This is a genomic window from uncultured Rhodoblastus sp. (assembly GCF_903903185.1).
Taxonomy (GTDB): domain Bacteria; phylum Pseudomonadota; class Alphaproteobacteria; order Rhizobiales; family Beijerinckiaceae; genus Rhodoblastus.
The window spans coordinates 1-24,736 of the sequence record NZ_CAIUXT010000244.1 but is presented as its reverse complement, the minus strand read 5'-3'; the positions used below and the strand labels follow the sequence as shown (position 1 = coordinate 24,736).

26 protein-coding genes are annotated in these 24,736 nt (G+C 64.0%); 11 read left to right on the top strand and 15 right to left on the bottom strand.

Annotation, left to right across the window (positions count from 1 at the left end; all coding sequences use genetic code 11):
- Nucleotides 1–83 precede the first annotated feature (83 nt).
- Complete coding sequence (locus tag QZY01_RS22590; RefSeq protein WP_294541791.1) at nt 84–506, top strand: DUF1489 domain-containing protein; 423 nt, start codon at nt 84–86, stop codon at nt 504–506.
- Here QZY01_RS22590 and QZY01_RS22585 read toward each other — a convergent pair.
- Nucleotides 483–1,403: an ion channel gene (locus tag QZY01_RS22585; RefSeq protein WP_294541790.1), complete on the bottom strand. Its 921-nt coding sequence runs from the start codon at nt 1,401–1,403 to the stop codon at nt 483–485. The genes QZY01_RS22590 and QZY01_RS22585 overlap by 24 nt on opposite strands.
- A gap of 106 nt (nt 1,404–1,509) precedes the next feature.
- On the opposite strand from QZY01_RS22585, the gene rnr reads away from it, so the two are divergent.
- Genes rnr through QZY01_RS22570 form a run of 3 tightly spaced genes read left to right on the top strand, consistent with a single transcriptional unit; the run spans nt 1,510 to nt 4,999 of the window.
- Nucleotides 1,510–3,873, top strand: coding sequence for a ribonuclease R (rnr, locus tag QZY01_RS22580; protein WP_294541787.1), 2,364 nt, complete (start codon nt 1,510–1,512; stop codon nt 3,871–3,873).
- Nucleotides 3,870–4,286, top strand: a complete 417-nt coding sequence (locus QZY01_RS22575; protein WP_294541784.1) for a DUF983 domain-containing protein — start codon at nt 3,870–3,872, stop codon at nt 4,284–4,286. The genes rnr and QZY01_RS22575 overlap by 4 nt, the downstream gene beginning before the upstream one ends.
- Entirely contained in the window at nt 4,283–4,999 is a 717-nt protein-coding gene (locus QZY01_RS22570; RefSeq protein ID WP_294541782.1) for an NUDIX domain-containing protein, read from the top strand. Before QZY01_RS22575 ends, QZY01_RS22570 begins: the two co-directional genes overlap by 4 nt.
- Before the next feature lie 58 nt (nt 5,000–5,057).
- On the opposite strand, the gene QZY01_RS22565 is transcribed toward QZY01_RS22570, so the two are convergent.
- Together QZY01_RS22565 and QZY01_RS22560 are read right to left on the bottom strand one after the other, a co-directional pair.
- Entirely contained in the window at nt 5,058–5,690 is a 633-nt protein-coding gene (locus tag QZY01_RS22565) for a hypothetical protein (RefSeq protein ID WP_294541781.1), read from the bottom strand.
- Between the two features lie 651 nt (nt 5,691–6,341).
- Entirely contained in the window at nt 6,342–6,614 is a 273-nt protein-coding gene (locus tag QZY01_RS22560) for a hypothetical protein (protein WP_294541779.1), read from the bottom strand.
- 391 nt (nt 6,615–7,005) lie between these two features.
- On the opposite strand from QZY01_RS22560, the gene QZY01_RS22555 reads away from it, so the two are divergent.
- Together QZY01_RS22555 and rpmG are read left to right on the top strand one after the other, a co-directional pair.
- Nucleotides 7,006–8,184, top strand: coding sequence for an MFS transporter (locus tag QZY01_RS22555; protein WP_294541832.1), 1,179 nt, complete (start codon nt 7,006–7,008; stop codon nt 8,182–8,184).
- 114 nt (nt 8,185–8,298) lie between these two features.
- A complete protein-coding gene (rpmG, locus tag QZY01_RS22550; RefSeq protein WP_294541778.1) occupies nt 8,299–8,466 on the top strand; it encodes a 50S ribosomal protein L33 in 168 nt (55 codons plus the stop codon).
- Nucleotides 8,467–8,552: 86 nt separating this feature from the next.
- Here rpmG and QZY01_RS22545 read toward each other — a convergent pair whose 3' ends face one another.
- Nucleotides 8,553–9,311, bottom strand: a complete 759-nt coding sequence (locus QZY01_RS22545) for a glycerophosphodiester phosphodiesterase family protein (RefSeq protein ID WP_294541776.1) — start codon at nt 9,309–9,311, stop codon at nt 8,553–8,555.
- The gene (locus QZY01_RS22540) at nt 9,308–9,793 is read right to left on the bottom strand and encodes a RidA family protein (RefSeq protein WP_294541774.1); all 486 of its coding nucleotides are present in this window, start codon (nt 9,791–9,793) and stop codon (nt 9,308–9,310) included. Before QZY01_RS22540 ends, QZY01_RS22545 begins: the two co-directional genes overlap by 4 nt.
- Nucleotides 9,794–9,902: 109 nt before the next feature.
- On the opposite strand from QZY01_RS22540, the gene QZY01_RS22535 reads away from it, so the two are divergent.
- On the top strand, nt 9,903–10,799 hold the full coding sequence (locus QZY01_RS22535) for a cell envelope integrity EipB family protein (protein WP_294541773.1): 897 nt from the start codon (nt 9,903–9,905) through the stop codon (nt 10,797–10,799).
- A gap of 80 nt (nt 10,800–10,879) precedes the next feature.
- Here QZY01_RS22535 and QZY01_RS22530 read toward each other — a convergent pair whose 3' ends face one another.
- From QZY01_RS22530 to QZY01_RS22520, 3 genes are all read right to left on the bottom strand, one after another.
- Nucleotides 10,880–12,415, bottom strand: a complete 1,536-nt coding sequence (locus QZY01_RS22530) for an acyl-CoA carboxylase subunit beta (protein WP_294541771.1) — start codon at nt 12,413–12,415, stop codon at nt 10,880–10,882.
- Nucleotides 12,416–12,551: 136 nt separating this feature from the next.
- The gene (locus QZY01_RS22525; protein WP_294541769.1) at nt 12,552–13,349 is read right to left on the bottom strand and encodes an ATP12 family protein; all 798 of its coding nucleotides are present in this window, start codon (nt 13,347–13,349) and stop codon (nt 12,552–12,554) included.
- Nucleotides 13,334–14,002: an HAD-IA family hydrolase gene (locus tag QZY01_RS22520; RefSeq protein WP_294541767.1), complete on the bottom strand. Its 669-nt coding sequence runs from the start codon at nt 14,000–14,002 to the stop codon at nt 13,334–13,336. Before QZY01_RS22520 ends, QZY01_RS22525 begins: the two co-directional genes overlap by 16 nt.
- A 291-nt stretch (nt 14,003–14,293) precedes the next feature.
- Here QZY01_RS22520 and QZY01_RS22515 point away from each other — a divergent pair, with 291 nt between their 5' ends.
- Both QZY01_RS22515 and QZY01_RS22510 read left to right on the top strand, forming a co-directional pair.
- Nucleotides 14,294–16,384, top strand: coding sequence for a carbon starvation CstA family protein (locus QZY01_RS22515; protein WP_294541766.1), 2,091 nt, complete (start codon nt 14,294–14,296; stop codon nt 16,382–16,384).
- Entirely contained in the window at nt 16,350–16,580 is a 231-nt protein-coding gene (locus QZY01_RS22510; RefSeq protein ID WP_294541763.1) for a YbdD/YjiX family protein, read from the top strand. Before QZY01_RS22515 ends, QZY01_RS22510 begins: the two co-directional genes overlap by 35 nt.
- Nucleotides 16,581–16,839: 259 nt before the next feature.
- On the opposite strand, the gene QZY01_RS22505 is transcribed toward QZY01_RS22510, so the two are convergent.
- The 7 genes from QZY01_RS22505 to QZY01_RS22475 form a co-directional block, all read right to left on the bottom strand.
- Nucleotides 16,840–18,378, bottom strand: a complete 1,539-nt coding sequence (locus tag QZY01_RS22505; protein WP_294541761.1) for a peptidoglycan DD-metalloendopeptidase family protein — start codon at nt 18,376–18,378, stop codon at nt 16,840–16,842.
- Nucleotides 18,379–18,484: 106 nt separating this feature from the next.
- Entirely contained in the window at nt 18,485–19,162 is a 678-nt protein-coding gene (locus QZY01_RS22500; RefSeq protein ID WP_294541758.1) for a methyltransferase domain-containing protein, read from the bottom strand.
- Between the two features lie 8 nt (nt 19,163–19,170).
- The gene (gene surE, locus QZY01_RS22495; protein ID WP_294541757.1) at nt 19,171–19,923 is read right to left on the bottom strand and encodes a 5'/3'-nucleotidase SurE; all 753 of its coding nucleotides are present in this window, start codon (nt 19,921–19,923) and stop codon (nt 19,171–19,173) included.
- Nucleotides 19,924–20,227: 304 nt separating this feature from the next.
- Nucleotides 20,228–21,640 carry a serine--tRNA ligase gene (gene serS, locus QZY01_RS22490; protein WP_294541754.1) on the bottom strand — a complete coding sequence of 471 codons (1,413 nt, stop codon included), beginning with the start codon at nt 21,638–21,640 and terminating at the stop codon, nt 20,228–20,230.
- 152 nt (nt 21,641–21,792) lie between these two features.
- Nucleotides 21,793–22,572, bottom strand: a complete 780-nt coding sequence (gene tatC / locus QZY01_RS22485; protein WP_294541752.1) for a twin-arginine translocase subunit TatC — start codon at nt 22,570–22,572, stop codon at nt 21,793–21,795.
- On the bottom strand, nt 22,569–22,973 hold the full coding sequence (gene tatB, locus QZY01_RS22480; protein WP_294541749.1) for a Sec-independent protein translocase protein TatB: 405 nt from the start codon (nt 22,971–22,973) through the stop codon (nt 22,569–22,571). Before tatB ends, tatC begins: the two co-directional genes overlap by 4 nt.
- A gap of 50 nt (nt 22,974–23,023) precedes the next feature.
- Nucleotides 23,024–23,266 (bottom strand): twin-arginine translocase TatA/TatE family subunit, encoded by a 243-nt coding sequence (locus tag QZY01_RS22475; RefSeq protein ID WP_294541747.1) that lies wholly within the window; start codon nt 23,264–23,266, stop codon nt 23,024–23,026.
- Between the two features lie 353 nt (nt 23,267–23,619).
- Here QZY01_RS22475 and accB point away from each other — a divergent pair, with 353 nt between their 5' ends.
- Both accB and QZY01_RS22465 read left to right on the top strand, forming a co-directional pair.
- Nucleotides 23,620–24,162 carry an acetyl-CoA carboxylase biotin carboxyl carrier protein gene (gene accB, locus QZY01_RS22470; RefSeq protein ID WP_294541745.1) on the top strand — a complete coding sequence of 181 codons (543 nt, stop codon included), beginning with the start codon at nt 23,620–23,622 and terminating at the stop codon, nt 24,160–24,162.
- 105 nt (nt 24,163–24,267) lie between these two features.
- On the top strand, nt 24,268–24,736 hold a 469-nt coding region (locus tag QZY01_RS22465), incomplete at its 3' end, for a biotin carboxylase N-terminal domain-containing protein (protein ID WP_294541742.1).

The window sequence follows — 24,736 nt, the reverse complement described above, 5'->3', positions numbered from 1 at the left end:
CCTGTCGGGATAAGATGGCGAGCCTTGGGCGAAAGGCAAGCGGTCCGATTTGCGGCGGCGGCCCGAGACGGCTAGAAAAAAGAATGACCCTGCATCTCGTCAAACTCTGCGTCGGAGCGCAATCCATCGCCGACCTTCAGGCCTGGGTCGCCCTGCGGCGAAAACAGAGAGCCGGGGTTCACACCCACGTCACCCGGATGACGCCGAAACGCGCGCCGGAATTGCTCGATGGCGGCTCGCTCTACTGGGTCATCAGGGGCCAGATCGCCGCGCGCCAGCGGCTGATCGGCGTCGAACCCTTTATCGACCCCGCGGGCGTCAAGCGCTGCGCCCTGCAACTCGACGACGACATCGTCGCCGTGCGGCCCCGGCCCTGCCGCGCTTTCCAGGGCTGGCGCTATCTTGCGCCCGACGACGCTCCGCCCGACCTCGCCGCCGGGGGCGCGGGTTCGGACGAAATGCCGGAAAAACTCCGCAGCGAACTAGCCGGCCTCGGCCTGATCTGAAGTTTCCGTCTCCTGCTCCGCCTGCGGCTCGGTGGCGTGGAGCATGCGGTAATCGAGCTGCGGCAACCCGCCTTCGGAAGTGGTGAGAATGTCGGCGAATACATGGCCAAATCGCAGGTTCTGCAAGTCATAGCCCTGGCGCGCATTGACCCTCTGGCCGGAGGTGTCGTCGAGGCCGTCGAAGATCACCACAAAAAAAGCGTCCATTTCCTCGAGTTCGGCGCGTCCGAGTCCGAACAGCGGACTGGTCTCGTCGATCGGATGAAACAGGGTCCAGGAAAAGGCGAAAATCGGATTGCGGCGCTGGACCAGCGCCAGATTCCTGAAACGGCGATAGCGCACGCCCTCCGCTGTCGCCTCGGAAAACAAAAGCCAGATGTCGGCCTGCGCTTCGTTGACCGCGCTATGGCGGGCGTTGGCGATCCGGGCCATCAGCATTTGCCTGCCATCCTGCCAACCCAGCGTCATCGCGTCGGCGAACAGCACCTTGGCGCGGGGGCGGGAAAAGCGGGCGAAGACCAGACCCGTATAGACCGCCAGCGTCGACATGCCGGTGAAGATTTCCAGCGTCGTCACCAGGTGACCGTAATCGTTGGCCGGATGCATGTCGCCATAGCCGACCGTGGCGAGCGTCTCGATGGAGAAATAAAAGCGGTCGGCGAAATGGTCCGGGCGGGCGTTGGCGATGCAATCGCCGCCAAACCAGAACAGGGCGGCGAAAATCATGTTGATGGCGACAAAATAGACGGCGAATCCGAGAAAAAAGCGCGGCCAGGACACGCTCATGCAATTGTGGAAGGCGTCGCTCCAGAACGAATGCTCGAGTCCTTTGGTCAGGAATTCCCGATCGCCGATTTTGACGCTTTTGGTGCGGTCGGATTTTCTGGCGCGAATCATCGGTTGGCTCCCATGCAGGGAAAATGCCGCGCGACCGACAAAAGGCAAGCGGGAGCGTCCAAAATCCCCGGATGACGGCGCGCGCCTCAACCCCTATGCTGGCCGCGTGCCGAAAAATCCCAAACCCTTTCCGAGCCGCGAGGAAATCGTCGCCTTCATCGCCCGCGAGCGCGAGGAGGCGGAAAAGTCCGGCGCCGGCCAGCCCGACAAGATCGGCAAGCGCGAGATCGCCCGCGCTTTCGCCATTCGCGGCGACGACAAGATATTGCTCAAGAAAATCCTGAAGGAACTGGAACTCGAAGGCGCGGTCAAAAGATCGCGCGCCGGCCTGCACGAACCCGGCGCCCTGCCCCAGATCGTGCTCGCCGATATTTTGTCGCGCGACCGCGACGGCGAGTTGATCGCGGTCCCGGCCGAATGGGACGAGGCGCTCGGCCCCACCCCGCGAATCGTCGTGTTCGCGCCAAAAAAGCCGCGCGGAAATCTTCCCGCGCCGGGTATCGGCGACCGCGTGCTGTTGCGCGTCTCCCCCTTGCGCGAGACCGCCGGCCCCGCCTGGTCGGGCCGCGTGGTCAAGCTGCTGTCGCGCGCGGCGCATCGCCTGCTCGGCGTGTTCCACGAAGACCCCGCTTCGCGCGGCGGGCGCATTTCCCCCGTCGACAAGAAGCAGCGCGAAAGAGTTTTTTTCGTCTCGGAGGCCGATCGCGGCGAGGCCCGGGACGGCGATCTGGTCAGCGTCGAGACTTTTGCCCGGGGACGGACCGGCCAGCCCGGCGCCAAGGTGCGCGAGCGGCTCGGATCGATGAGCAGCGAAAAGGCCATCAGCCTCATCGCCCTCCATATTCATGCGATTCCCGACCTGTTCCGCCCCGAGACCATCGAGGCTTCGGAGGCGGCCAAAGCGGCGCGGCTCGAATCGGAAGGGTTTCGCCGCGAGGACTGGCGCGCGCTGCCGCTCGTGACCATCGACCCGCCCGACGCCAAGGATCATGACGACGCGGTCTTCGCCTGTCCCGACGACGCCCCCGACAACGCGGAAGGCTTTGTCGTCACCGTCGCCATCGCCGACGTGTCTTATTATGTCCGGCCAGGCGGCGCGCTCGACCGCGAGGCGCTGGATCGCGGCAATTCGGTCTATTTCCCCGACCGCGTCGTGCCGATGCTGCCCGAACGCATTTCCAACGATCTCTGTTCGCTGCGCCAGGGCGAGGACCGTCCGGCGCTGGCGGTAAGGATGCGTATAGGCAAGGACGGCCACAAGCTCGACCATTGCTTTTTCCGCGTGACGATGCGCTCCGCCGCCAAGCTTTCCTACCAGCAGGCGCAGGACGCCATCGACGGTCGCCCCGACGAGACCACGGCGCCCCTGCTCGATTTGGTCCTGAAACCCTTGTGGCGCGCCTATGAAGCGGTGAAACTCGCCCGCGTAAAGCGCTCGCCGCTCGATCTCGACCTGCCCGAGCGCAAGATCCTGCTCAAACCCGACGGCACGGTGGATCGCGTGCTGACGCCGCCGCGTCTCGACGCCCACAAGGTGATCGAGGAATTCATGATCCTCGCCAATGTCGCCGCCGCCGAAACTTTGGAGGCGGAAAAATCCCATCTGATCTATCGCGCCCATGACGAGCCTTCGGTGGAAAAGCTCAATGCGCTGTCGGAGTTTCTCGCCACCATCGGGATCAAGCTGGCCAGGGGCCAGGTCGTCAAGCCGATGCAGTTCAACGAAATTCTGGCGAAAGTGCGCGGCACGGAACATGAGAACGTCGTCAATGAAATCGTGCTGCGCACCCAGGCGCAGGCCGAATATGTCGCGGAAAATTACGGCCATTTCGGCCTGCACCTGCGCCGTTACGCCCATTTCACCTCGCCGATCCGCCGCTATGCCGATCTGATCGTTCATCGCGCGCTGGTGCGGGCGCTCGGCCTCGGACCCGGGGGGCTGCCCGAGATGAGCCGCGAACATCTCGCCGAAATCGCCGCGCGCATTTCCGCTTCCGAACGCCGCGCCATGGCCGCCGAGCGCGAAACCACCGACCGGCTCATCGCCACTTTTCTGTCCGACTGTATCGGCGCGACCTTTGAAGGCCGCATAGCGGGGGTCACCCGCTCCGGCCTGTTCGTCAAGCTGCGCGATACCGGCGCCGACGGCTTTGTTCCCGCCGCGACGCTCGGCAAGGATTATTACAGCTACGACGAGGCCCACCACGCCTTGATCGGCGCGCGCAGCGGCGAGAGTTTTCAGCTCGGCGACGCGGTGACGGTCAAGCTGATGGAGGCCGCGCCCTTCGCCGGCGCCTTGCGTTTCGAGATGCAGAGCCAGGGCAAGGCGCGGGTCGGCAAGGCGGGCGCAGGCAAGGCGGGCCCCCGCAAGACCGGCGCGGGAACGCCGCGTTCCAAGCCGGCGCGGTCGAAGTCGGCGGGCGCCAGGTCGGCGCGTTCCAAAGCCCAGCGACGGCGGACGCCCCAATGAATTGGCCAGCCGGCGCCGACCTGACCCTCCTGAAACGACCCGTCTGGCCAGCCGTGCTGCGCGGCCTCAAAAAGCTCTGCCCCGCCTGCGGCAAGGGCAAAATCTTCTATGCCTATCTCAAGGTCAACGACTTCTGCCCGCAGTGCGGCGAGGCGCTTTATCACCAGCGCGCCGACGACATGCCGCCCTATGTGACCATGCTCATCGCCGGCCATTTCATCGTCGGCGGCGTGATCGCGGGGCAGGACTGGTTTCCCGGCTTCCCCGACTGGGGGCAGATGATTTTCTGGCCGGTCGTCGCGGCGCTCTTCTGCCTGTGGCTGCTGCCCGTCGTCAAGGGCTCGCTGATCGCTTACCAATGGGCTTTGTTGATGCATGGCTTCGGCTCCGCCCGGCCGGAAGTCGCCGGATGAACGACGTCCCGGCCATTACGCCGCCGCGCAGGGCGCCCCGTCCGCGCGACGCCGCGACGCTGATCCTGCTCGACGGCAAGGGCAAAAACACCAAAATCCTGCTCGGCCGGCGCCATGGCGATCATAAATTCATGCCGGGCAAATTCGTCTTTCCCGGCGGCCGGGTCGAGGCCTGCGACCGGTCGATGAATGTCGCGGGCGCGCTCGATGCTCTGGTCGAGGCGCGGCTGATCGCGCGGCGGCCCGGCGTCGGGCCGATTTTCGCCCGCGCCCTCGCTCTGGCCGCGATCCGCGAGACGTTTGAAGAGACCGGTCTGGCGCTCGGCGCCACCGAATTCGGACCGCCGGAAAAGGCGCCCGCCGGGGCCTGGAGCGCCTATGCCGCGACCGGTTGCATGCCCGATCTGCAGGAGATGCACCTGATCGCCCGCGCCATCACGCCGCCATCGCGTCCCAAGCGGTTCGACACAAGGTTTTTCGCGATGGACGCGCGCCATATCGCGGCGCGCGTCGAGGGTTTCGTCCATCAAGACGCCGAACTGGTCGAACTGGTGTGGATCGGCCTCGACAAGGCGGAAACGCTCGATCTTCCGGAAATCACCCTGCGCGTGCTCGGCGAATTGCGCGCGCGGCTGGCCGCGGGCATGAGCCGCTTCCTGCCCGTGCCGTTCTTCTACCGGCATTATGGCCAATGGCGGCGCGACGAGCTTTGACGCCAATAAAGAAAGGCCGCCTCGCGGCGGCCTCTCAAACGATCCATCGGTCGCAGGATCAGGCCTTGACGGCCACGGCCTTGTTGCGGCGATAGCCGGCGAAGCCGAGACCGGCGAAGCCCGCCAGCATCATCGCCCAGGTCGAGATTTCCGGAACGGCGGTCGTGTAGGAGAAGCCGGCGGTGTAACCGGCGTTCGCGCCGCTCAGATCGCCGCCGTTGAATACGACGTTGACGAAGTAAGTATCGCCGTTCGACAGGAATACGCCCGTCGGAGCATGGAAGCCGACGACCTTGGTGCCGTCGAACACCGGAGTCCACGCCGTCAGCGTACCGCCGACGTCGGAGGTGAACCGGGTCTGGTCGTTATAGCCGCCCGGGCCGGACGAAGGGGTCTGGTCGATCCCGGTGGTGCTGAAGTAGACGAAGGAGATCTCGAAGTTGTTGGCCTTGTAGCTGGTCAAGGTATTGAAGGTGTTTTCACCCAGCCCGATACCCGGAGCTCCCCAGGCGCTGTTGCCGCCGAGGCTGAAGCCCCACGACCACGGCTGTCCCTGGGCGTCGGTGCCGGAATTGACGGGCGGGTTGCCGGCGGCCGTCGAATAGCTGTCGAAGATGATGGTGCCGGCGTGAGCCGGAGCCCCGACGACCGCAAGAAGCGCCAGGCTTGCGAGAAGTGCCTTGATGTTCATTCAGACCCCCAAATAGCAGTAAATCATCGGCTTGATGACAAAGGTACCCTACGTCATCTGCGTCGATAACGAAGAGATTACCTAAAGTTAATTTGGCGCGCAAGAAAATTTTTCAGCTTCTCTTCGCCTCGTTGCGGCTCCAGCCGAAGAACCAGACAGCAGGGAGCCCCGCGAGTATCGAAATCGGGGCTGTTTCCTCAGCGGCGCCCGTCAAGAACGCCGGTTAACTTGGCATCGATCCAGATCGATGTTTTGCAACATGCAATTGTCTATTTAGCTGTTCTACAAAGGACTTCATCCCTTGCCATGCCTGCCCAACGTGAAACATCAGGCCATTCGATCGCGAGGTCTGGCGAGAAAGGTTCGCGTGTCGGGCGGCGAAGGTTCGCCATGCCGATGCCGAAGAAAGCGGCCCGCAGCATCGCCAGGGTCGAGAATTCGGGAGTCGGCGCCACCTCGATCGTGTCGATTTTGCCGCCAAGGACATTTCCCTCGCTGAAAACGCAGGTCAGCGGGGTCGGGTTGGCTATAGCGGCGCCGGCAGCAGTCGATCGTCGTCCGTTCTTGCGGACGGACTGTGGCTTCCGACCGGTCGGAAGCAAAGGCCGATGGTATAAGGCCGCCGAACAGCGCCGGGCCGCGCTCGTCGAATTACGAGCCGTCGAAAAGGTCGCCGCCGTCCCGGAAGACGAAAGTGTCGCCAACCTCGACGCCATCGGTCATCTGCGCGATCGGGCCGAGAGAAAAAAAGCGGTCCGGGGAAGAGGCGTTTTGCCGGGCTTCGAGAGCGAACCTGAATTCGGTCGTCGGGTCGCCGGCGCCGGAGATGGCTTTCTTGGATTCGGCGGCTACGGCTTGCGCGCCGACATTGAGCAGGCTGCTGGCGACCAGAGCCGCGCCGATACGCGTCGATTTCCTTTTCATCTGGTTCCCCGACATGCAGCGCGAAATCCGGCCCTCGCAACGCCACCGCTGTTCCCGGGCCGGCGCCTTGCTACTAGCTAAGCACTCCGGGGTTTCCGATCAATGTTTTGGTTTGTTAAAATGTTGTTTTTAAACATTTTTTAATGATTTCGGGAATCGAGACGAAGGCGATTCCGCCTGTTGCCGCCGGGCCGGCGGTCGCCGAGGATGCGCCCGACCAGCTCAAAAAAATTTGGCCCGCGAATTTTCCGTCAAGGCCCGGACGCCGATATCCAGAGCAAGTTCATGTTTCGCGGAAACATCGGCTTGCTCTGGATTTTTTGTTTTTGACGCATATTCCTGTCCAAAAGGTCTCCAACCTTTTGGACAGGAATATGCTCTAGTGTCGCCCATGTTCGCAGCCTTCGATTCACCGACGCGCAAAAAGCTTGGCGCCGCCATCTCCTGCATTTCCATTGTCGGAGTCGGCCTGTCGCTGGTCATCCCGCTGCTGGCGCTGCGAATGGAGGCCGCCGGCATCCCCGCGCGGACCAATGGCCTGCATATCGCCGTCACCGGCTTCGCGACGCTGGTCGCCGCGCCGCTGACGCCGCCGCTGGCCCGCGCGCTCGGCATCCGGCCGGCGCTGTTCCTCGCCATCGGCGTGAGCGTCGCCGCGCTCGTCGCTTTCGCGTTCGTCGATGATTTCCGGCTCTGGCTGGCGATCCGCGCCGTTTTCGGACTGGCGTTGACGGTCGTTTTCGTGATCAGCGAATTCTGGATCGGCGCCGCCGCGCCGCGCGGCCAGCGCGGCGTGGTGATGGGGCTTTATGCGACCGTGCTGGCCATCGGCTATTCGGTCGGCCCGACCCTGCTCACGCTGGTCGGCATCGAAGGAAAGGCGCCCTTTCTGTTCGCCGCCGGACTGATCTCGGCCGCCGCCCTGCCGGTGGCGCTGGCCGGCCGCGAGGGATCTGTCGCCATGGAAGGCGGGGGACGCGGCAAGCTCCGGCCGATTTTCGTCGCGGCGCCGCTGGCCATGGCCGCCGGTCTGTTCTACGGCGCCGTGGAGACCGGGATGAGCGGCCTGTTGCCGGTTTTCGGCCTGCGCGCCGGAATGACGCCGGCCTGGGCGACCTTTCAGCTCACCTTATGGGCGCTCGGCAATGTGGTCTTTCCGATCCCGGTCGGCCTGATCGCCGACCGCGTCAACAAGATCAAATTGCTCGGCCTGCTGTCGCTTCTCGGCCTCATCGGCGCCTTGAGCCTGCCCTCGCTGGTGGAAAACCGGCTGGCCTATGCCGTCGCGCTGTTCGTCTGGGGCGGGATCATCAGCGAATTCTACCCCGTAGGCCTCGCGCTGCTCGGCGAAAAATTCCAGGGCGCGCAGCTTGGCGCCGCCAATGCGGCCTTCGTCATGACCTATGCGCTGGGCATGATGGTCGGACCGCCGATGCTCGGCCTCGGACTCGACCTTTCGGCGCGGCATGGGCTGTTCGATGCGCTGGCGCTGCTTTTCGCAGGCTATCTGGCGCTGGTCGCGGTCTTCGCCGGCCCCTTCGCGCCGGGAAGACGGCGCGGCGCGGCTTGACAAGTTCGCGACGATTTGTATGGTGCGCGCGAGTTTGGGCCGGAGACGATCCGGCCCCTTTTTTTCCCTGGCGCGGTCCCTTCGACCCGCCAGATCGTTATCAGGACAAAGTTCATGGCCAAGGCCGCCACCATCAAGATCAAGCTTTTGTCGACCGCCGACACCGGCTATTTCTATGTCTCCAAGAAGAACGCGCGCACCAAGACCGACAAGCTGGCGTTCAAGAAATACGATCCCGTCGTGCGCAAACACGTCGAGTTCAAGGAAACCAAGATCAAGTAAGACTTGGACTTTTTGTGCTCACAGCCGCCTAAGGGCGGCTTTTTGCGTTTTTGGGCGCGGCCTTTTGGCATTGGGACGAAGCCGGCTTACGCCAGAAAACCCTCAAAGATAATCTGGTCGGCATGGGCTTTGACGCGCTCCGCCTGTTGGGCCGAGCGAATCGTCCAGCTCAAGACTGGCGTCCCCGCGCAGGCGCGGGCGAATTCGCAGGTTGGATTGGGCAGGTCGCCGGCGCGCCAGGACAGGAAATCCGGCCTTGTCTCCCCGGCATGGGTGAAACGGCTCAAGGCGAAACGCTGCGCGTCGCTCAGGCCGGCCCATTCCTCTTGGCCGTACTCGGCCTGCGCGACGATTCCGAGCGGCCAAGGGGCGTCGATCCGGCGCAAGGCGACGATCAAATCGGGATCGAAGCTTTTGACCGCCACGGGGCCGGGATAGTCGCGCAAGGTCGCGGCGACGGCGGCGGCCAGCGCCACGTCGCCCGAAAAATCGCTCTTGAGTTCGACGATCAGCGGGACCGCGCTCTGCGCCACGCCTAGCAATCGTTCGAACGGCAGAATCGTCTCTCCCGAGCCAAGCAGCACTTTGCGCTGCGCCTGCGCGGCGTCGAGATCGCGGAACAGGCCGGTCTCGCCGCACAGCCGGTCGAGCCCGTCGTCATGGAAAACAAAAACCTTGCCGTCGCGCGACAGCCGCAGGTCGCATTCCATTGCATAATTTGCGGCAAAGGCCGCCCGCGCCGCGCCGAGCGAATTTTCGACCACGCCACGTGAAGAGTCGTGCAGGCCGCGATGGGCGATCGGCCGCGCCGTCAGCCAGAAGAGCGCCTCACGACGCGGTTTCACGGGGTGATTTCGAAAATCGCCTCGACCTCGACGCAGGCGCCGAGCGGGAGTTGCGCGACGCCGACCGTCGAGCGCGCGTGGGTTCCCTTTTCGCCGAGCGCCGTCGCAATCAGGTCGGAGGCGCCGTTCATCACCAGAGCGAGTCGGGTGAAATCCTCGGCGCAATGGATGAAACCGCCGAGTCGGATGCAATGGCCGATACGGTCGAGATCGCCAAGATGCGCCCGCGCCTGGGCCAGACAGTTCAACGCGCAAAGCGCCGCCGCCTCGCGCGCCGCCGCCTCGTCCACGCTCGCTCCGACCTTGCCGAGATGGGCCTCCGCCAGCTTGCCGTCCGGCCCCAGCGGCAATTGCCCGGAAATGAACAGCAGCGCGCCGCTGCGCGTCGCCGGGACATAATTGGCCAGAGGCGCGGCGGGCTCCGGCAGGACGAAACCGAGGTTGGCGAGACGGCGTTCGACCTCGCTGGAGATTTGTCCCATAGCGGCGTCCTTTCAAATCCGATACGCGCCCGCGACCGTAAATTCACCACGGGCTTCCCGCAATGCTTTCTCGCGGTTAGACTGCATAAATCGTGGCGCGGAACTTTTCATGGATAAGGCCCTCATGCGTAACCCTAAAATCCTGCTGGTCATGGCCTTCGTCCTTGGCGCCTGCTTGCCGGCGCTCACGGCCGCCCCCGGAACCGCGACCGCCGGGCCGGCGATGAACGACGCCGCCAAACCCGACGCCGTCAAGCCGGATCCCGCCTCCCCTGCGCTCGCCAGCCACAAGGCGATCTACGAGTTGCGCCTGCTCGAAGGCGCGGGGACCAAGGCGCCGGCGGGCGCCTCGGGCCGGATCGCCTTCGATTTCTCCTCGGCCTGCGAAGGTTATGCCCAGACGCTGAGGCAGGTGGTCGATATGCAGCCGCAGGAAGGCGAAAGGCAGATCACCGAAACCCGCACCACCACCTATGAGGACGCCAAGGGCTCGGATTTCCGCTTCAACGTCGCGTCCGCCGGCGGCAAGGACGAGGAGGTGGACGGCCATGCCGAGCGCACGCGCGGCGCGCTCTCCATCGCCCTGACCCGCCCGAAGCCCTTCACCCTCAGCGCCGACAACGCCGTGCTGTTTCCCACCCAGCATATTGGCAGGGTGATCGCGGCGGCGAGCGCCGGCGAGAAGATTTTCCTGTCGCGCGTCTATGACGCTTCCGACGATGGACGCAAGATTTTCGACGTCACCGCCATCATCGGCGCGCTCGAACAGGGGCCCGACGCCGACAAGGGCGCGCAGGCCGCGAATTTGCGCGGGCTGCGGCGCTGGCCGGTGGCGCTGGCCTATTTCCCGCCCAACCAGCGCGACGGCGCGCCCGATTACGTGCTGTCGTTCCATCTCTATGAAAACGGCGTGTCGTCGGGCCTGAAACTCGATTACGGCGATTTCGTCCTGACCGGCGAACTGACCGAAATCGAATTCCCGGCCCCCGCCAAATGCCGCCGATGAATGTCACGCCAGAGCCGTAATTGAAAAACACCCTCCCGCCGGCCCGGCGCGAGGGTGTTTTTAACGGCAAGACGCGGGGCTTACAGCGGAATATTGTCGTGCTTCTTCCAGGGGTTCTCCAACTCCTTGTGGCGCAGCATGGCCAGCGCGCGGGCGACGCGCTTGCGCGTGCCGAAGGGCTGGAACACCTCGTCGATATAGCCGCGTTCGGCGGCGACGAAGGGCGAGAGAAAGCGGGTTTCATATTCCTTGGTGCGCTCGGCGATTTTTTCCTTGTCGCCGATGTCCGCCCGGAAGATGATCTCCACCGCGCCCTTGGCGCCCATCACCGCGATCTGCGCCGTCGGCCAGGCGTAATTGACGTCGCCGCGCAGATGTTTGGCGGCCATGACGACATAGGCGCCGCCGAAGGCTTTTCGGGTGATCACGGTGATCTTCGGCACGGTGGCTTCGCCAAAGGCGAACAGCAACTTGGCGCCATGCTTGATCAGACCGCCATATTCCTGCGCCGTGCCGGGCAGGAAGCCCGGAACGTCGACGAAAGTGACGATCGGAATGTTGAAGGCGTCGCAGAAGCGCACGAAACGCGCGGCTTTGCGCGAGGCGTCGGAATCGAGCACGCCGGCCAGAACCAGCGGCTGGTTGGCGACAATGCCGACGGTGCGCCCGTCGAAGCGCCCGAAGCCGACGATGATGTTTTTGGCGTGCGCCTCCTGGATTTCGAAGAAATCGCCCTCGTCCACTACTTTGACGATCAATTCCTTCATGTCGTAGGGCTTGTTGGGATTGTCGGGAATCAGGGTGTTGAGCGACATGTCATAGCGGTCGTCCTGATCGAAGGTCGGCCATTCCGGGACCTCGTCGGTGTTGGACGATGGCAAAAAGTCGATCAGGCGGCGCATCTGCAACAGCGCCTCCAGATCGTTGTCATAGCCCTTGTCGGCGATCGAGCTCTTGGTCGTATGCACCGAGGCGCCGCCGAGTTCTTCCGCCGTCACCGTCTCGTTGGTCACGGTCTTGACCACATCCGGGCCGGTGACGAACATGTAGCTCGTCTCCTTGACCATGAAGATGAAGTCGGTCATGGCCGGCGAATAGACGTCGCCGCCCGCGCATGGACCCATGATCAGCGAAATCTGCGGGATGACCCCCGAAGCGATCACATTGCGCTGGAACACCTCGCCATAGCCGCCGAGCGCCGCCACGCCCTCCTGGATGCGCGCGCCGCCGGCGTCGAACAGGCCGATGATCGGCGCGCGGTTTTGCAGCGCCATGTCCTGGATTTTGGTGATCTTGGCCGCGTGGGCCTCCGACAGCGAACCGCCGAAAACCGTGAAATCCTTGGCGAAGACATAGACGATGCGGCCATTGATCGTGCCCCAGCCGGTGACGACGCCGTCGCCGGGGATTTTCTCGTCCTTGTCCATCCCGAAATCGACGCAGCGATGCTGCACGAACATGTCGAATTCCTCGAAGGAATTATGATCGAGCAGCAGGTCGATGCGTTCGCGCGCCGTCAGTTTGCCGCGATTATGCTGGGCGTCGATACGCTTCTGGCCGCCGCCGAGACGGGCGCCTTCGCGGCGTTCGGAGAGAATTTCGAGAATATGTTTCATGGGCAATGATCCAGGCAAACACGGCGAGGGCGACGCCGACCGAATTTCGGCGTCGGTTTAACATGGCTTTGCAAATGCCGAAACCCGACAGATGACGTATGTGTGAAAATGGCGACGGTCGAGCGCGCCTGCGCCGTCAGCCGTCCAGCGCCTCCAAAACCTCCAGCGCCGAGCGCATTTCCGCCTTTCGCGCGTCGCGCCGGGCCAAAGCCTCGTCGTCGGGGCCCCACAAGCGCGCCTGAAAATCCTCGTCGACATGGGCCGCCGCCCAGGCGGAGTCGAAATCGAGGCCGCCGCGAACCAGCGCCAGCGCGATCAGCGCCGAACCGGTCAGCGTGGTCATGACATGGAGCGCCGCAAGCCTGAGCGCGCCGTCGGCGCTCGCCGCCTGTTCTTCCACCGCGCCCAAGACCGCCGCAAGCGATTCTTCCGGCTGGGCGACGAATACCACCCCTTGCGAACAGGCGAAGCGGACGGAAAATTTTTCGCGGAAAAAGTCGAGAACCGGGTTCCACGCCGCGTCCTGTTCCGCAATCAGACTCTGCGGCGCGTCCGCGCGATAGCAGACGAGGTCGGAACCGGCGAATTTGGCGATTTCCTCGGCCACGGCCTGTTTTTCGCGCGAAACCCCGTCGAGCGCCGTATTGACCAGCCGGGTCTTCGGCATTTTCGCCGGGTCGATCTCCGCCCCTTGCGCGCGCCATTCCTCGGCCAAGGCCTCGGCCAACCGCCGCGTCGGAACGACAAGGCGAACGCGCGCCGGGGTGTGGACCGGCTTGCCGTCGAGCGCGATCCCGAAACCTTCCGCCAGCGGCTGAACGGCGACTTCGGTGTAAAAGCGCTTCGGCAGCGGGCGCTTCATGTCGCGCTGCGCAGCCTTGAGTGGATCGCGTTCGCCGGTTTCGAAGAAAATATCGGTCAGATCGTCGCGCATGGCGCAACCGCCTCCAGAATGTCGCGCAAGGCGCCAAAATCCTCGGCGATCGTTGCGGCCCCGGCTTCGAGCAGCAGGTCGGAGCCGTGATAGCCCCAGCCGACGCCGATGGCGCGGGCGCCGGCGTTGCGCGCCATCGCCATGTCGAAGGTGGTGTCGCCGATCATCCAGCATTCCCGCACGCTGACGCCGGTCTCCGCCAGAGCCTGAAAAATCATGTCGGGCGCCGGTTTGGAGGGCGCGTCGTCGGCGGTCTGCACGGTGGCGAACAGCCCGCTCCAGCCCCGGCGCTCGAACAGCCGCGACACCCCGGCACGGGATTTTCCCGTCGCGACGCCGAGCAGGCAGTCTTCCCGCCGCGCCAGTTCGCGCACCAGCTGTTCCGCGCCCGGATAGAGCGGATCGTCAAAGCCCGGATCGGCGTGCAATTGCTTCCAGGCGAGCTTGTAGGCCTCGGCCAGCTGTTCGCTAGGGCCCTGCCCAAGGGTCAAGACGTCGAAAGCCTCAATGAGCGACAGACCGACCACCGACAGCGCGCGCCCACGATTCGGCACGGGCAGACCGAGCGCGTTGAAGGCCTGCTTCTGCGCCTCGACGATGAAATTCTGGCTATCGACCAGCGTTCCATCAATGTCGAAAATAATCAGTTTCACTTGCAGCTTCCTCGCCCGGCGCGCTGTTTCGGCGGACGCCGCGAACAGCCGCCGCGCCAGCCCCGCCTATCGACTCCAAGCCACGCCTCTCGACTCAACGACTTATAGACCCAACCCCGATTCGCGCCAAACGCCGACGGCGCGAGGCCCCAACGTGGAGAAAATGCCATTTTCATGACCGCGCCAAGAACCAAACCCCCGGCACTTGCGTTTTGACGACAATCCGATGAAATTCAGCTCGGATACAATGTGCGGCCGTTGCGGGGGTCGCTCCTGGGGAGGAAATCAAACATGGCGACTGCGCAAGCGGAAAAAAATTCGGCGCTTTCATGGCTGGCGTGGCTGGCGATCTCGGTGCTGGGCGCCTTCGCCCTCGGCACGGTGGCGCTGCATCGGGGCGAGACGATCAACGCGCTCTGGGTGGTGACGGCGGCGATCTGCGTCTATCTCGTCGCCTATCGATTCTACAGCCGGTTCATCGCCCGGCAGGCGCTGGTGCTCGACGATTCGCGCCCGACTCCGGCGGTGCGGCGCAATGACGGTCTGGACTATGTGCCGACCGACAAATATGTGCTGTTTGGCCATCATTTTGCGGCCATCGCCGGCGCCGGGCCGCTGGTCGGACCAGTGCTCGCAGCGCAGATGGGCTATCTGCCGGGCGTCATGTGGCTGCTGACCGGCGTGGTGTTCGCCGGCGCGGTGCAGGATTTCGTCATTCTTTTCATCTCGACGCGGCGCGACGGCCGCTCGCTCGGCGACATGATCCGGACGGAAATGGGCGCGACCGCCGGGACAATCGCGCAATTCGGCGTGCTGGCGATCATGATCATCCTGCTCGCGGTTCTCGCCCTCGTCGTCGTCAAGGCGCTCGCCGGCAGCCCGTGGGGCACCTTCACCGTTCTTTCCACCCTGCCCACGGCCGTGCTGATGGGCGTCTACAACCGCTTCATCCGGCCGGGCCGCATCCTGGAAATGTCGGCGATCGGCTTCGTCCTGCTGATGGCCGGCATTGTCTTCGGCCAGACCGTGAGCGAAAGCCCGACGCTCGCGCCGCTGTTCACCTACAAGGGCGAGACCCTGGCGCTGATGCTGATCGGCTACGGCTTCGTCGCCTCGGTGCTGCCGGTGTGGATTTTGCTGGCGCCGCGCGACTATCTCTCGACCTTCCTGAAAATCGGCACGATTCTGGCGCTCGCCATCGGCATCGCCTTCGTCATGCCCGATCTCAAAATGCCGGCGGTCACCAAATATATCGACGGCACCGGCCCGGTGTTCAAAGGCGCGCTGTTCCCGTTCCTGTTCATCACCATCGCCTGCGGCGCGGTGTCGGGCTTCCACGCGCTGATCGCCTCCGGCACCACGCCGAAAATGCTGACCAACGAAAGCGAAATGCGCTTCATCGGCTATGGCGCGATGCTGATGGAAAGCTTTGTCGGCATAATGGCGCTGATCGCGGCGACGGCGCTTCAGCCGGGCGTCTATTTCGCGATGAATTCGGCGCCTGGCGTCATCGGGACGACGGCGGCGCAGGCGGCCCAGACCATTTCGCAATGGGGGTTCGTCGTCACGCCGGAAATGCTGACCGAGACCGCGAAAAGCGTCGGCGAAACCACGATCCTGTCGCGCGCCGGCGGCGCGCCGACGCTCGCGGTCGGCATGGCGCAGATTCTGTCGTCCTTCGTCGGCGGCCCCGGCATGACCGCCTTCTGGTATCATTTCGCGATCCTGTTCGAGGCCCTGTTCATCCTGACGACGGTGGACGCCGGCACCCGCGTGGCGCGATTCATGATCCAGGACCTGCTCGGCAATTTCGTCCCGGCCATGGCGCGCACGCAAAGCTGGCCCGCCAATCTTCTCGCCACCGGGCTCGCGGTTTCCGGCTGGGGCTATTTCCTCTACCAGGGCGTGATCGATCCGCTCGGCGGCATCAATACCCTGTGGCCGCTGTTCGGCATATCGAACCAGATGCTCGCGGCGATCGCGCTGATCCTGGCGACCGCCGTGCTGTTCAAGATGAAACGCCAGCGCTTCGCCGCCATCACCTTGGCGCCGGCGAGCTGGCTGATCGTCTGCACGCTGACGGCAGGCTGGCAGAAATTGTTCCACGAAAATCCGGCGATCGGCTTCCTGGCCCATGCGCGGCTGTTCTCCGACGCAGTCGCCCAGGGCAAGATCCTGGCGCCGGCCAAGACGCTGGAGGAAATGCAGCGGGTGATCGTCAACGACCGCGTCGACGCCGCGCTGACCGCGATCTTCATCGCCGTGGTGCTGGCGATGATCGTCGCCGGCATCGCCACGGTCCGCAAGGCCTTGGCCAATCCGAAGGCTTCAACCAGGGAGACCGGCGATGACCTGCCAGGATTGCAGCCCTCCAAGGCTTAGCTTCGGCGAATTCGGCCGCCGGCTGCGCCAGACGGCGCGGCTGATGGTCGGCCAGCCCGATTACGAAAATTATGTCGCCCATAGCGCAAAGCTCCATCCGGATCTGATCCCGATGACCCGGACGGAATTTTTCCGCAACCGCGAGGACCGCCGCTTCGGCGGCGGGACCGACACCGGCGGCTTTCGCTGCTGTTGAAGATCGTGCGCTTTGCAAAAATGAATCGGGGCGGCAAGGGCCCTTCTTGTGACCCTGCCGCCCCGTTGCTTTCCCGGCCGTGTCTCGCGGCTGCAAGGAAAGTGTTGGCTTAGCGCGCGATGTCAATTAAGCGTCGTGGAGCTTATATGCGGCCTCGGAAGTCGTGACTTCCGAGGCCGGGCTAGGAGCGAAATGCGACGCCGAGCTTATGCGAGGAACCTCCTTAATCGCGACGAGTCGCGATTAAGGAGAATGGGTATTAGAGTCCCGCCAGATAGGTCGAAGGATCGACTGGTTTCGAACCTTTGCGGAGTTCGAAGTGCAATTGCGGCGAGGCGACATTGCCGCTCTGCCCGGACAGGGCGATGGTCTGGCCGCGCTTTACGGTCTCGCCGCGCTTGACGTTCAGCGATCCATTATTGGCGTAGGCCGAGACGAAGCCATTGGGATGGCGGATCAGCACGAGATTGCCATAGCCCTTCAATTCGCTGCCGGCATAGGCGACGACGCCGCCTTCCGAGGCCTTGACCTGCGTGCCTTCCGGCACGGCGATATTGATGCCGTCATTGCCGCCCGCCCCGAAAGCCTGAATCACCCGGCCGCGCGCCGGCCAGCGGAATTCGGGATTGGCGGAATCGCTCGACGCGCCGCCGGAGGCTGACGGCAGGCTGGCCGTGGACGAGGTATCGACGGCGGACGCAGCGACGGCCGGCGCCTTTTCGAATTTGCTCGCCACCGGCTGGGACGCAGCGATGGTCGCCGAAACCGGCGCGACCGGCGTGGCGCCCGCGAGTTGTTTTTTCTCGGCCTGCGCGGATTTCAGCTGCGCGGTTTTGGCCTGCTCGGCTTTCGCTTGCGCAAGTTTCGCGGCGTCGGCGGCGGCTTTGGCTTCCTGCAGCTTTGCTTTTTCGGCTTTTTCGGCTTTGGCGGCTTCCGCCTTCAGGACCGGCGCGCCGGCCTTGGCGGCATTGGCGGCGCCGGCCTTGGCGGCGTTGACCTTGGCGGTCTGCGCCTCGGCCAATTTACGCGAGGCTTCATCCGCCTTGGCCGCCGCGATCTTGGCGCGTTTTTCGGCCAGAGCGGTCGCCGGATCGGGCCGGATCGCCGGCTCCGCCTTCGCCAATTTTGCCGGCGCCTGCGGCGCGGCGGCCGGAGAGGCGGCAACCCGCGCGCCATTGGCGTGATAGACTGGTATCACCAGCCGCGCGCCGGGCTGAACCTGGGCGCGGTTGGCATAGCCATTGAGGCTCAGCAAGGTCGCCGTCGGCACGCCAAAGCGCTGGGCGATGGTCTCGGCGTTTTCACCCTGGGCGACCACCACCGGCGTGCCGCCCTGGGCGCTCCAGCCGCCGACTCCACCGGGAGCGGCTTGCAGGGCCGAAGCCGCAGGCGCCACCGGAAGGCTCGGACGCAAGGCGACAGCGGGCGCCGCGACGGCCGCGGCCGCGGCTGCGGGCGGCGCCGCCAGAGGCTGGCGGTCGATCGGCGCGGCAGGCGGCGCGAGCGGCGGCGGGCTGACGACCGGCGCCGCGGGAGGGCTGGCGGAATGGTCGTCGAAGGGCTTGAACGCGTCGGCGAAGAAATTGGAGGCCTGCTGCTGCAATTGCGGCTGCTGCGGCTGCGGCGGCCGGACCGTGGTTCCAGTCGGGCTGCGATCGAGACTGGAGGTTTTCTGAAACGGATCGGCGAAGGGATCGCCCATGCGTCCCGTATCCGCGCAGCCGCCGAGCATTATCGTCGCCACGCCGATCACCGCCAACCTAACGGGTTTTCCGGACTTCCCCAGCGTCTTGCTCATCACGCATCCTACCCACACTGAACCAACAGAACCGATTAAAGAGGAAGTCGGTTAAAGGAGCGTTTAAGATGAACGAAAATTCAGCGAATGATTTTTTATTAACGGTTTATTTGCCTCGATTGCCGCCGAACAGGCCATGAGCCAGGTTTTGCGCGCGAACCGGCCCAAGGGCTTCGGCCTCGATCTGTTCGCCCTGGCGGCGGAATCGAAACAGCTGGCCCTGCGCCGCGCCCTCGCCCTTGCGCGGCGCCACCAGAACGCCCCCGTCGCGCAAAACGCCGATCAGCCGGTGCGGCGGTTCGTTCAGCGCGCCATGGACCAGAATGCGGTCGAATGTTCCAAGGCTCGGCGACAGGTCGAGACCGTCGGCCCAAAGCACATGGACATTGCGGACCCCCAGATTTTCGAGCCGGGCGCGCGCCGCCTCGGCGAGAACCAGAAAACATTCGACGGCGACCACTTCGCGTCCGAGCAGCGACAATACGCCTGCCGAATAACCCGAGCCGGCGCCGATTTCGAGAATGCGGTGCGGCGGGCGCGGCGCCAGCAGGCTCAGCATATGCGCGAGCAGCGACGGCGGCTCCATGGTCTGGCCGCAGGGCAACGGCAGCGCGACGTCGCGCAAAGCCATTTCAGCGAAAGCCGGTTCGACGAAATCTTCACGCGGCGTGTTTTCCAGCGCCCGCAGCAAGGCCAGATCGCGCAGGCCTTTCGCGCGCAGCCGCAGCATCAGCTGCGCCTTGGCCTGCGCGCGCGCGTCGGGCGGAGCGGCGGAGGGCGCCATCGCCGCTCTCAGCCGAACATTTCGGCGAAATGCTTTAGCGCCGGATCGTCGGTCAGGTCGAGGCGCAAGGGCGTCACCGAAATCCGCTTGCGCGCCACGGCTTCGAGATCCGTGCCGGCGCCGGCGATGAAATCCGGCCGCTCGAAGGCGATCCAGTAATAGGGATTGCCGCGTCCGTCGAACCGGGATTCGATCTTCATCAGTTCGGCGTCGCGCCGCCCCTGCCGCGTCAACAGGGTCCCGGCGACCGCGCCGGCGGGACAGGCCGGAAAATTGAGATTCATCAAGACGCCGGGCGGCAGGCCCTTTTCCATCAATCGCGCGATCAGGCCCGGCGCATGGGTCTCGCAACAGTCCCAGAAAACGCCTTCCGGCGAATAGCATTGCGACAGCGCCAGCGACGGAAAGCCGAGCAAGGTGCCCTCCATCGCCCCGGCGATGGTGCCGGAATAGGTGACGTCCTCGGCGACGTTCTGGCCCTTGTTGACCCCGGACAGGATCAGATCGGGCGGATTGTCGATCATCAATTTGCGCACGCCCATGATGATGCAGTCGGTCGGCGTGCCCTTGACCGCAAAATGGCGCTCGGAAATCTTGCGCAAGCGGAGCGGATCGGCGAGCGACAGCGAATGGGCGACGCCCGACTGGTCGGATTCCGGCGCGACGACGAACACATCGTCGGAAAGCTTTGCGGCGATGCGCTCCAGCACCTTGAGGCCGGTGGCGTGAATGCCGTCGTCATTGGTGATCAGAATGCGCATTCGTCGCCAGCCGCCCGATTCGATGGATCCGTTTCGAGGCGTCTTATAGGCCGCTGGAGGAATGACGCAAATGCGGTGTTTCCCTTCTCCCCTCGCGGGAGAAGGTGGCTCGCCGAAGGCGAGACGGATGAGGGGGTGGCCGCGAAAACGCTCACAATGGGAATGGGCGGCCCTCGTCTGAATCGCGCGTTACGCGGAATCGCCCCCTCATCCGGCGCCATAGCCCGTCGAAAGACGGGCGTCTTTCGACGCCCTATGTCGCCACTTTCTCCCGCAAGGGGAGAAGGGAAGGCACCGGTGTCGCTTAGCGCGAAATCTTTTCCAGCCCGCCCATATAGGGCCGCAATACCTCCGGGACGGTCACCGAACCGTCCTCGTTCTGGTAATTTTCCAGCACCGCCACCAAGGCGCGGCCAACGGCGACGCCCGAGCCGTTGAGCGTGTGGACGAAACGCGTCGTCTTGCTGTCCGCTGGGCGATATCGCGCGTTCATCCGCCGCGCCTGAAAGTCGCCGCAGACCGAACAGGAGGAGATTTCGCGATAGCGGTCCTGGCCGGGCAACCAGACCTCGAGGTCATAGGTTTTCTGCGCGGCAAACCCCATGTCGCCGCTGCAGAGCGCCACCACCCGATAAGCGAGGCCGAGCCTTTTGAGAACTTCCTCGGCGCATTGCGTCATGCGTTCATGTTCGGCGAGCGATTGTTCCGGCGTGGTGATCGACACCATCTCGACTTTCGAGAACTGATGCTGGCGGATCATGCCGCGCGTGTCGCGGCCCGCCGAACCGGCCTCGGCGCGGAAACAGGCGGTGCCGGCGGTCATGCGCAAGGGCAGCGTCGCCTCGTCGAGAATCTGCTCGCGGACCAGATTGGTCAGCGGCACTTCGGCGGTCGGGATAAGCCAGAAATGATCGGTCTCGAAGCTTGCCGCCCTGGGCAAGCCGGCGAGCTTCGTCGCCAGATCGCCGCCCTGCTCCGCCGTCGACTCGATATTTTCGAGCGTCTCCCTGAGTCCCTCTACGCCGACAAGTCCAACCGCGGCGAATTGATCGTCCTTGAATTTCGGCAATTGCGCGGTGCCATACATGGCTTGGTCGCGCACCAGCAAGGGAGGCGCGACTTCCTCGTAGCCGTGCTGCTCCGTGTGCAGATCGAGCATGAACTGCATCAACGCCCGCTCCAGCCGCGCCAGCTTGCCCTTGAGCACGACGAAACGCGCGCCGGACAGCCGCGAGGCCGCTTCAAAGTCCATCAGGCCGAGCGCTTCGCCGATGTCGAAATGTTCCTTCGGCTTGAAGGAAAAGGCGGGCTTGTCCCCGACGCGCCGAACTTCGACATTGTCCGCCTCGTCGGCGCCTTGCGGAACATCCGGCAAAGGGCGGTTGGGAATGGCGGCCAATTCCGTTTCGAACGCGAGAATCGCGGCTTTTTCATCGGCCTCTGCCGCGCCCATGCCGTTTTTGAGCTCGGCGACTTCCTGCTTGAGCTTTTCGGCGAGCGCCGCATCCCCGGCCTTCATCGCCGCGCCGATCTCCTTCGAGGCGGCGTTGCGTCGCTCCTGCACGCCTTGGGCGCGGGCGATAGCCGTGCGGCGGGCGTCGTCAAGCGCGATCAGCCGCGCCGCCAGCGCGTCGGCGGCGGCCTCGTCTGGCTTGCGGCGCAGCAGATCGGCGCGAAAACCGGCCAAGTCGTCGCGAATCGCTTTGATGTCATGCATGCTTAAACTTCCAAACTCGCAGCCCGAATCTCGAAGCCCGAATGAAAATGGGTCAAGTCGCGACGAAAACGGTCCTTTTCGAGCACCGAAGCGGAGCTTACTTCAGTACGTGAGCATCGGAGCGAAGGCAAAGGGCCGTTTGCAGCCCGACTTCACCCATTTGCGTCGGGCTTCGCGGCTCGGCGGCGCTCGATGATCCCCACCGCGAAAACCGCACCTTCGTAAAGAAGCAGCATCGGAACGACAAGGGCGCACATCGAAATCAGGTCGGGCGGCGTCAAAATCGCCGCGACCACAGTAATCAGCACAATCGCATAGCGACGCTTTTCGCGCAAAAACGCCTGGTCGATGACGCCGATGTGGCCGAGCAGGGTCAGGATCACCGGCAGCTGGAAGGCGATGCCGAAGGCGAAGACCAAAGTCATGATCAACGACAAATATTCCGAGACCTTGGGAAGAAGCGCGATGGTCGGTTCGCCCTTGACGTCGATCTGCTGGAAACTGACGGAGAATTTGATCAAGAAGGGCATGACCGCGAAATAGACCAGGAGCGCGCCGAGAAAGAAAAACAAGGGCGTGGCGACGAGGTAGGGCGCGAAGGCGCGGCGCTCGTTCTGGTAGAGGCCGGGGGCGACGAATTTATAGAGCTGCGCGGCGATGATCGGAAAGGCGATAAAACCCGCGCCGAACATCGACAATTTGAGCTGGGTGAAAAATTGTTCGAGAAAATGCGTGGCGATCAGCTTGGCGTTCTCCACCCCGACCACCGAGACATAGGGGCCGAGCAGGATGTTGTAGATCTGGTGCGAGAAATAGAAACAGAAGACGAAGGCGACCAGAAAGGCGATCAGCGCCTTGATCAGCCGGGCGCGCAATTCGATCAGGTGATCGATCAGCGGCGCCTTGGTGGCGTCGATATCCGCCTGGGTCATGAATGGCTTCCGGCGGCGACGGGGGGAACGGGCGCGGGTTCCGGCGCGGCTTCAGTCGCCGGCGGAACAGCCGATTCAGCCTCCGGCGGGGCCCGGGGGCTCTCGACGGCCGTGGCGGCGGGTTCGGGAACCGTCGCCGTTTCGACCATCTGGGAAAATTCCTTCAGGGCCATTTCGGCAGAGGCCTGGTCTTTCAAATGGCGGAACTCGTTCTTGAGATCGTCGAGTTCGGCGTCGCGAATCGCCTCGTTGAACTGGCTCTGGAATTCGCCGGCGAGGCGGCGCGCCTTGCCGACCAGCCGGCCCAGCTGGCGCAGGGTTTCCGGCAGGTCCTTGGGCGGAATGAAAATCAGGGCCACGACGCCGATCAGCAGCAGTTTGCCTATATCGAAGTCGAACATGAGAAACCCTTTACCACCCCTTTACCGCCTCAAATCGCGCGCAGGCTCGTTCAGCCGACCTTGTGCTGGTCGCGCGAAGGCTCGACCGACGTCGGGGCCTGAAGCTCGATGGTGCGCGCGGGCTCGCCCGGCGGCGTCGGCGCCTTCGCGTCGTCGTCGGACAGGCCCTTCTTGAAGGATTTGATGCCCTTGGCGACATCGCCCATGATTTCGGAAATCTTGCCCTTGCCGCCGAAAAGAATCAGCACGACGACTCCGAGGAGCAACAGATGGGGCAACGAAAGACCGCCCATGACAATAACCTCCGAATTGGCGTAAACCGCCGCGCATCGCGGCGTCGGGCGCTTGAGACCGCAAACTAGAGCGGCGCGCGGTCAAGTGGAGACCGGTTTTCGCACAAAAAGCTGCACATACAAAGAGGCTAAATCCTTCTCCGATTCAGCCAAATCGGAGAAGGATTTAGTGCGCCAAAGCCGCAAAAACAAGGCGGCGCGCCATGCTTGCGCGCGCGGGACTTTCTTGACGCTTTCAAAGCCTGCTTAAAAAGTCTATACGCTGGGCTGCTTGATTCCGGATGGGCCGCCGATTCCGTGTGCCGGCGCCTTCGGGCCGATCGAGCCAAAGCTCAGGAAGGCCGCAACAAAGAATGAGCAAAACCAGCTCCTCCATTCCAAAACCCTCCGCCGGCAAGGAAAAGCCGCCCGTTGCAAGCCAATCCGGGAAAATAGACCCCAGACTGGTGCGGGAAATCGCCAATCTGCTCAGCGCAAGCGATCTCACCGAGATCGAGGTGGAAAAAGGCGATTTGCGCATCCGCGTGGCGCGGCAGAACGCTTTTCTTGCGCCCTCTCCGCATTTCGCGACAAATTTCGTCCCCGCCTACGCCGCCGCGCCCGCCGGCGCCGCCGCGCCCGGAACGGCGACAGCCGAGACGCCGGCCGACGCCCATGCCGCCGCCGACCTGCTCAAGTCGCCGATGGTCGGCACGGTCTATCTGCGTCCGAGCCCCGACGCCAAGGCTTTCATCGATCTCGGAAGCCATGTGACCGCCGGCCAGAAAGTCCTGCTGGTCGAGGCCATGAAGACCTTCAACGATATTGTCGCCCACAAGAGCGGCGCGGTTTCCGCCATATTGGTCGAAGACGGCCAGCCCGTCGAATATGGCCAGCCGCTGCTGGTGATCGCCTGAGGTCGCCGGGCCGGAAGCGAATGCGACGTCGGGCTGGCGCGAGGGATTCGCGAGGGATTCACGGGTCCCTGATGCGGCGCGATCAATGTAACAACGAGAAAATGGATGTTCGAGAAAATCCTGATCGCCAATCGGGGCGAAATCGCCCTCCGCATATTGCGCGCGGCCAAGGAGCTTGGCATCGCGACCGTCGCCGTCCATTCGACGGTCGACGCCGACGCGATGCATGTCAAGCTGGCCGACGAATCGGTTTGCATTGGGCCGGCGCCGGCCAAGGATTCCTATCTCAACATCCCGGCCCTGCTCGCCGCCTGCGAAATCACCGGCGCCGACGCCATCCACCCGGGCTATGGTTTTCTGTCGGAAAACGCCAGGTTCGCCGAAATCCTGCACGATCACGACATCGCCTTCATCGGCCCGAGCGCCGAGCATATCCGCATCATGGGCGACAAGATCGAGGCCAAGCGCACCGCCCGCGCGCTGGGAATCCCTTGCGTTCCAGGATCGGAAGGCGCCATTACCGAAGACGAGGAAGCCCTGCGCGTCGCCGGGGAGATCGGCTTTCCGGTACTGG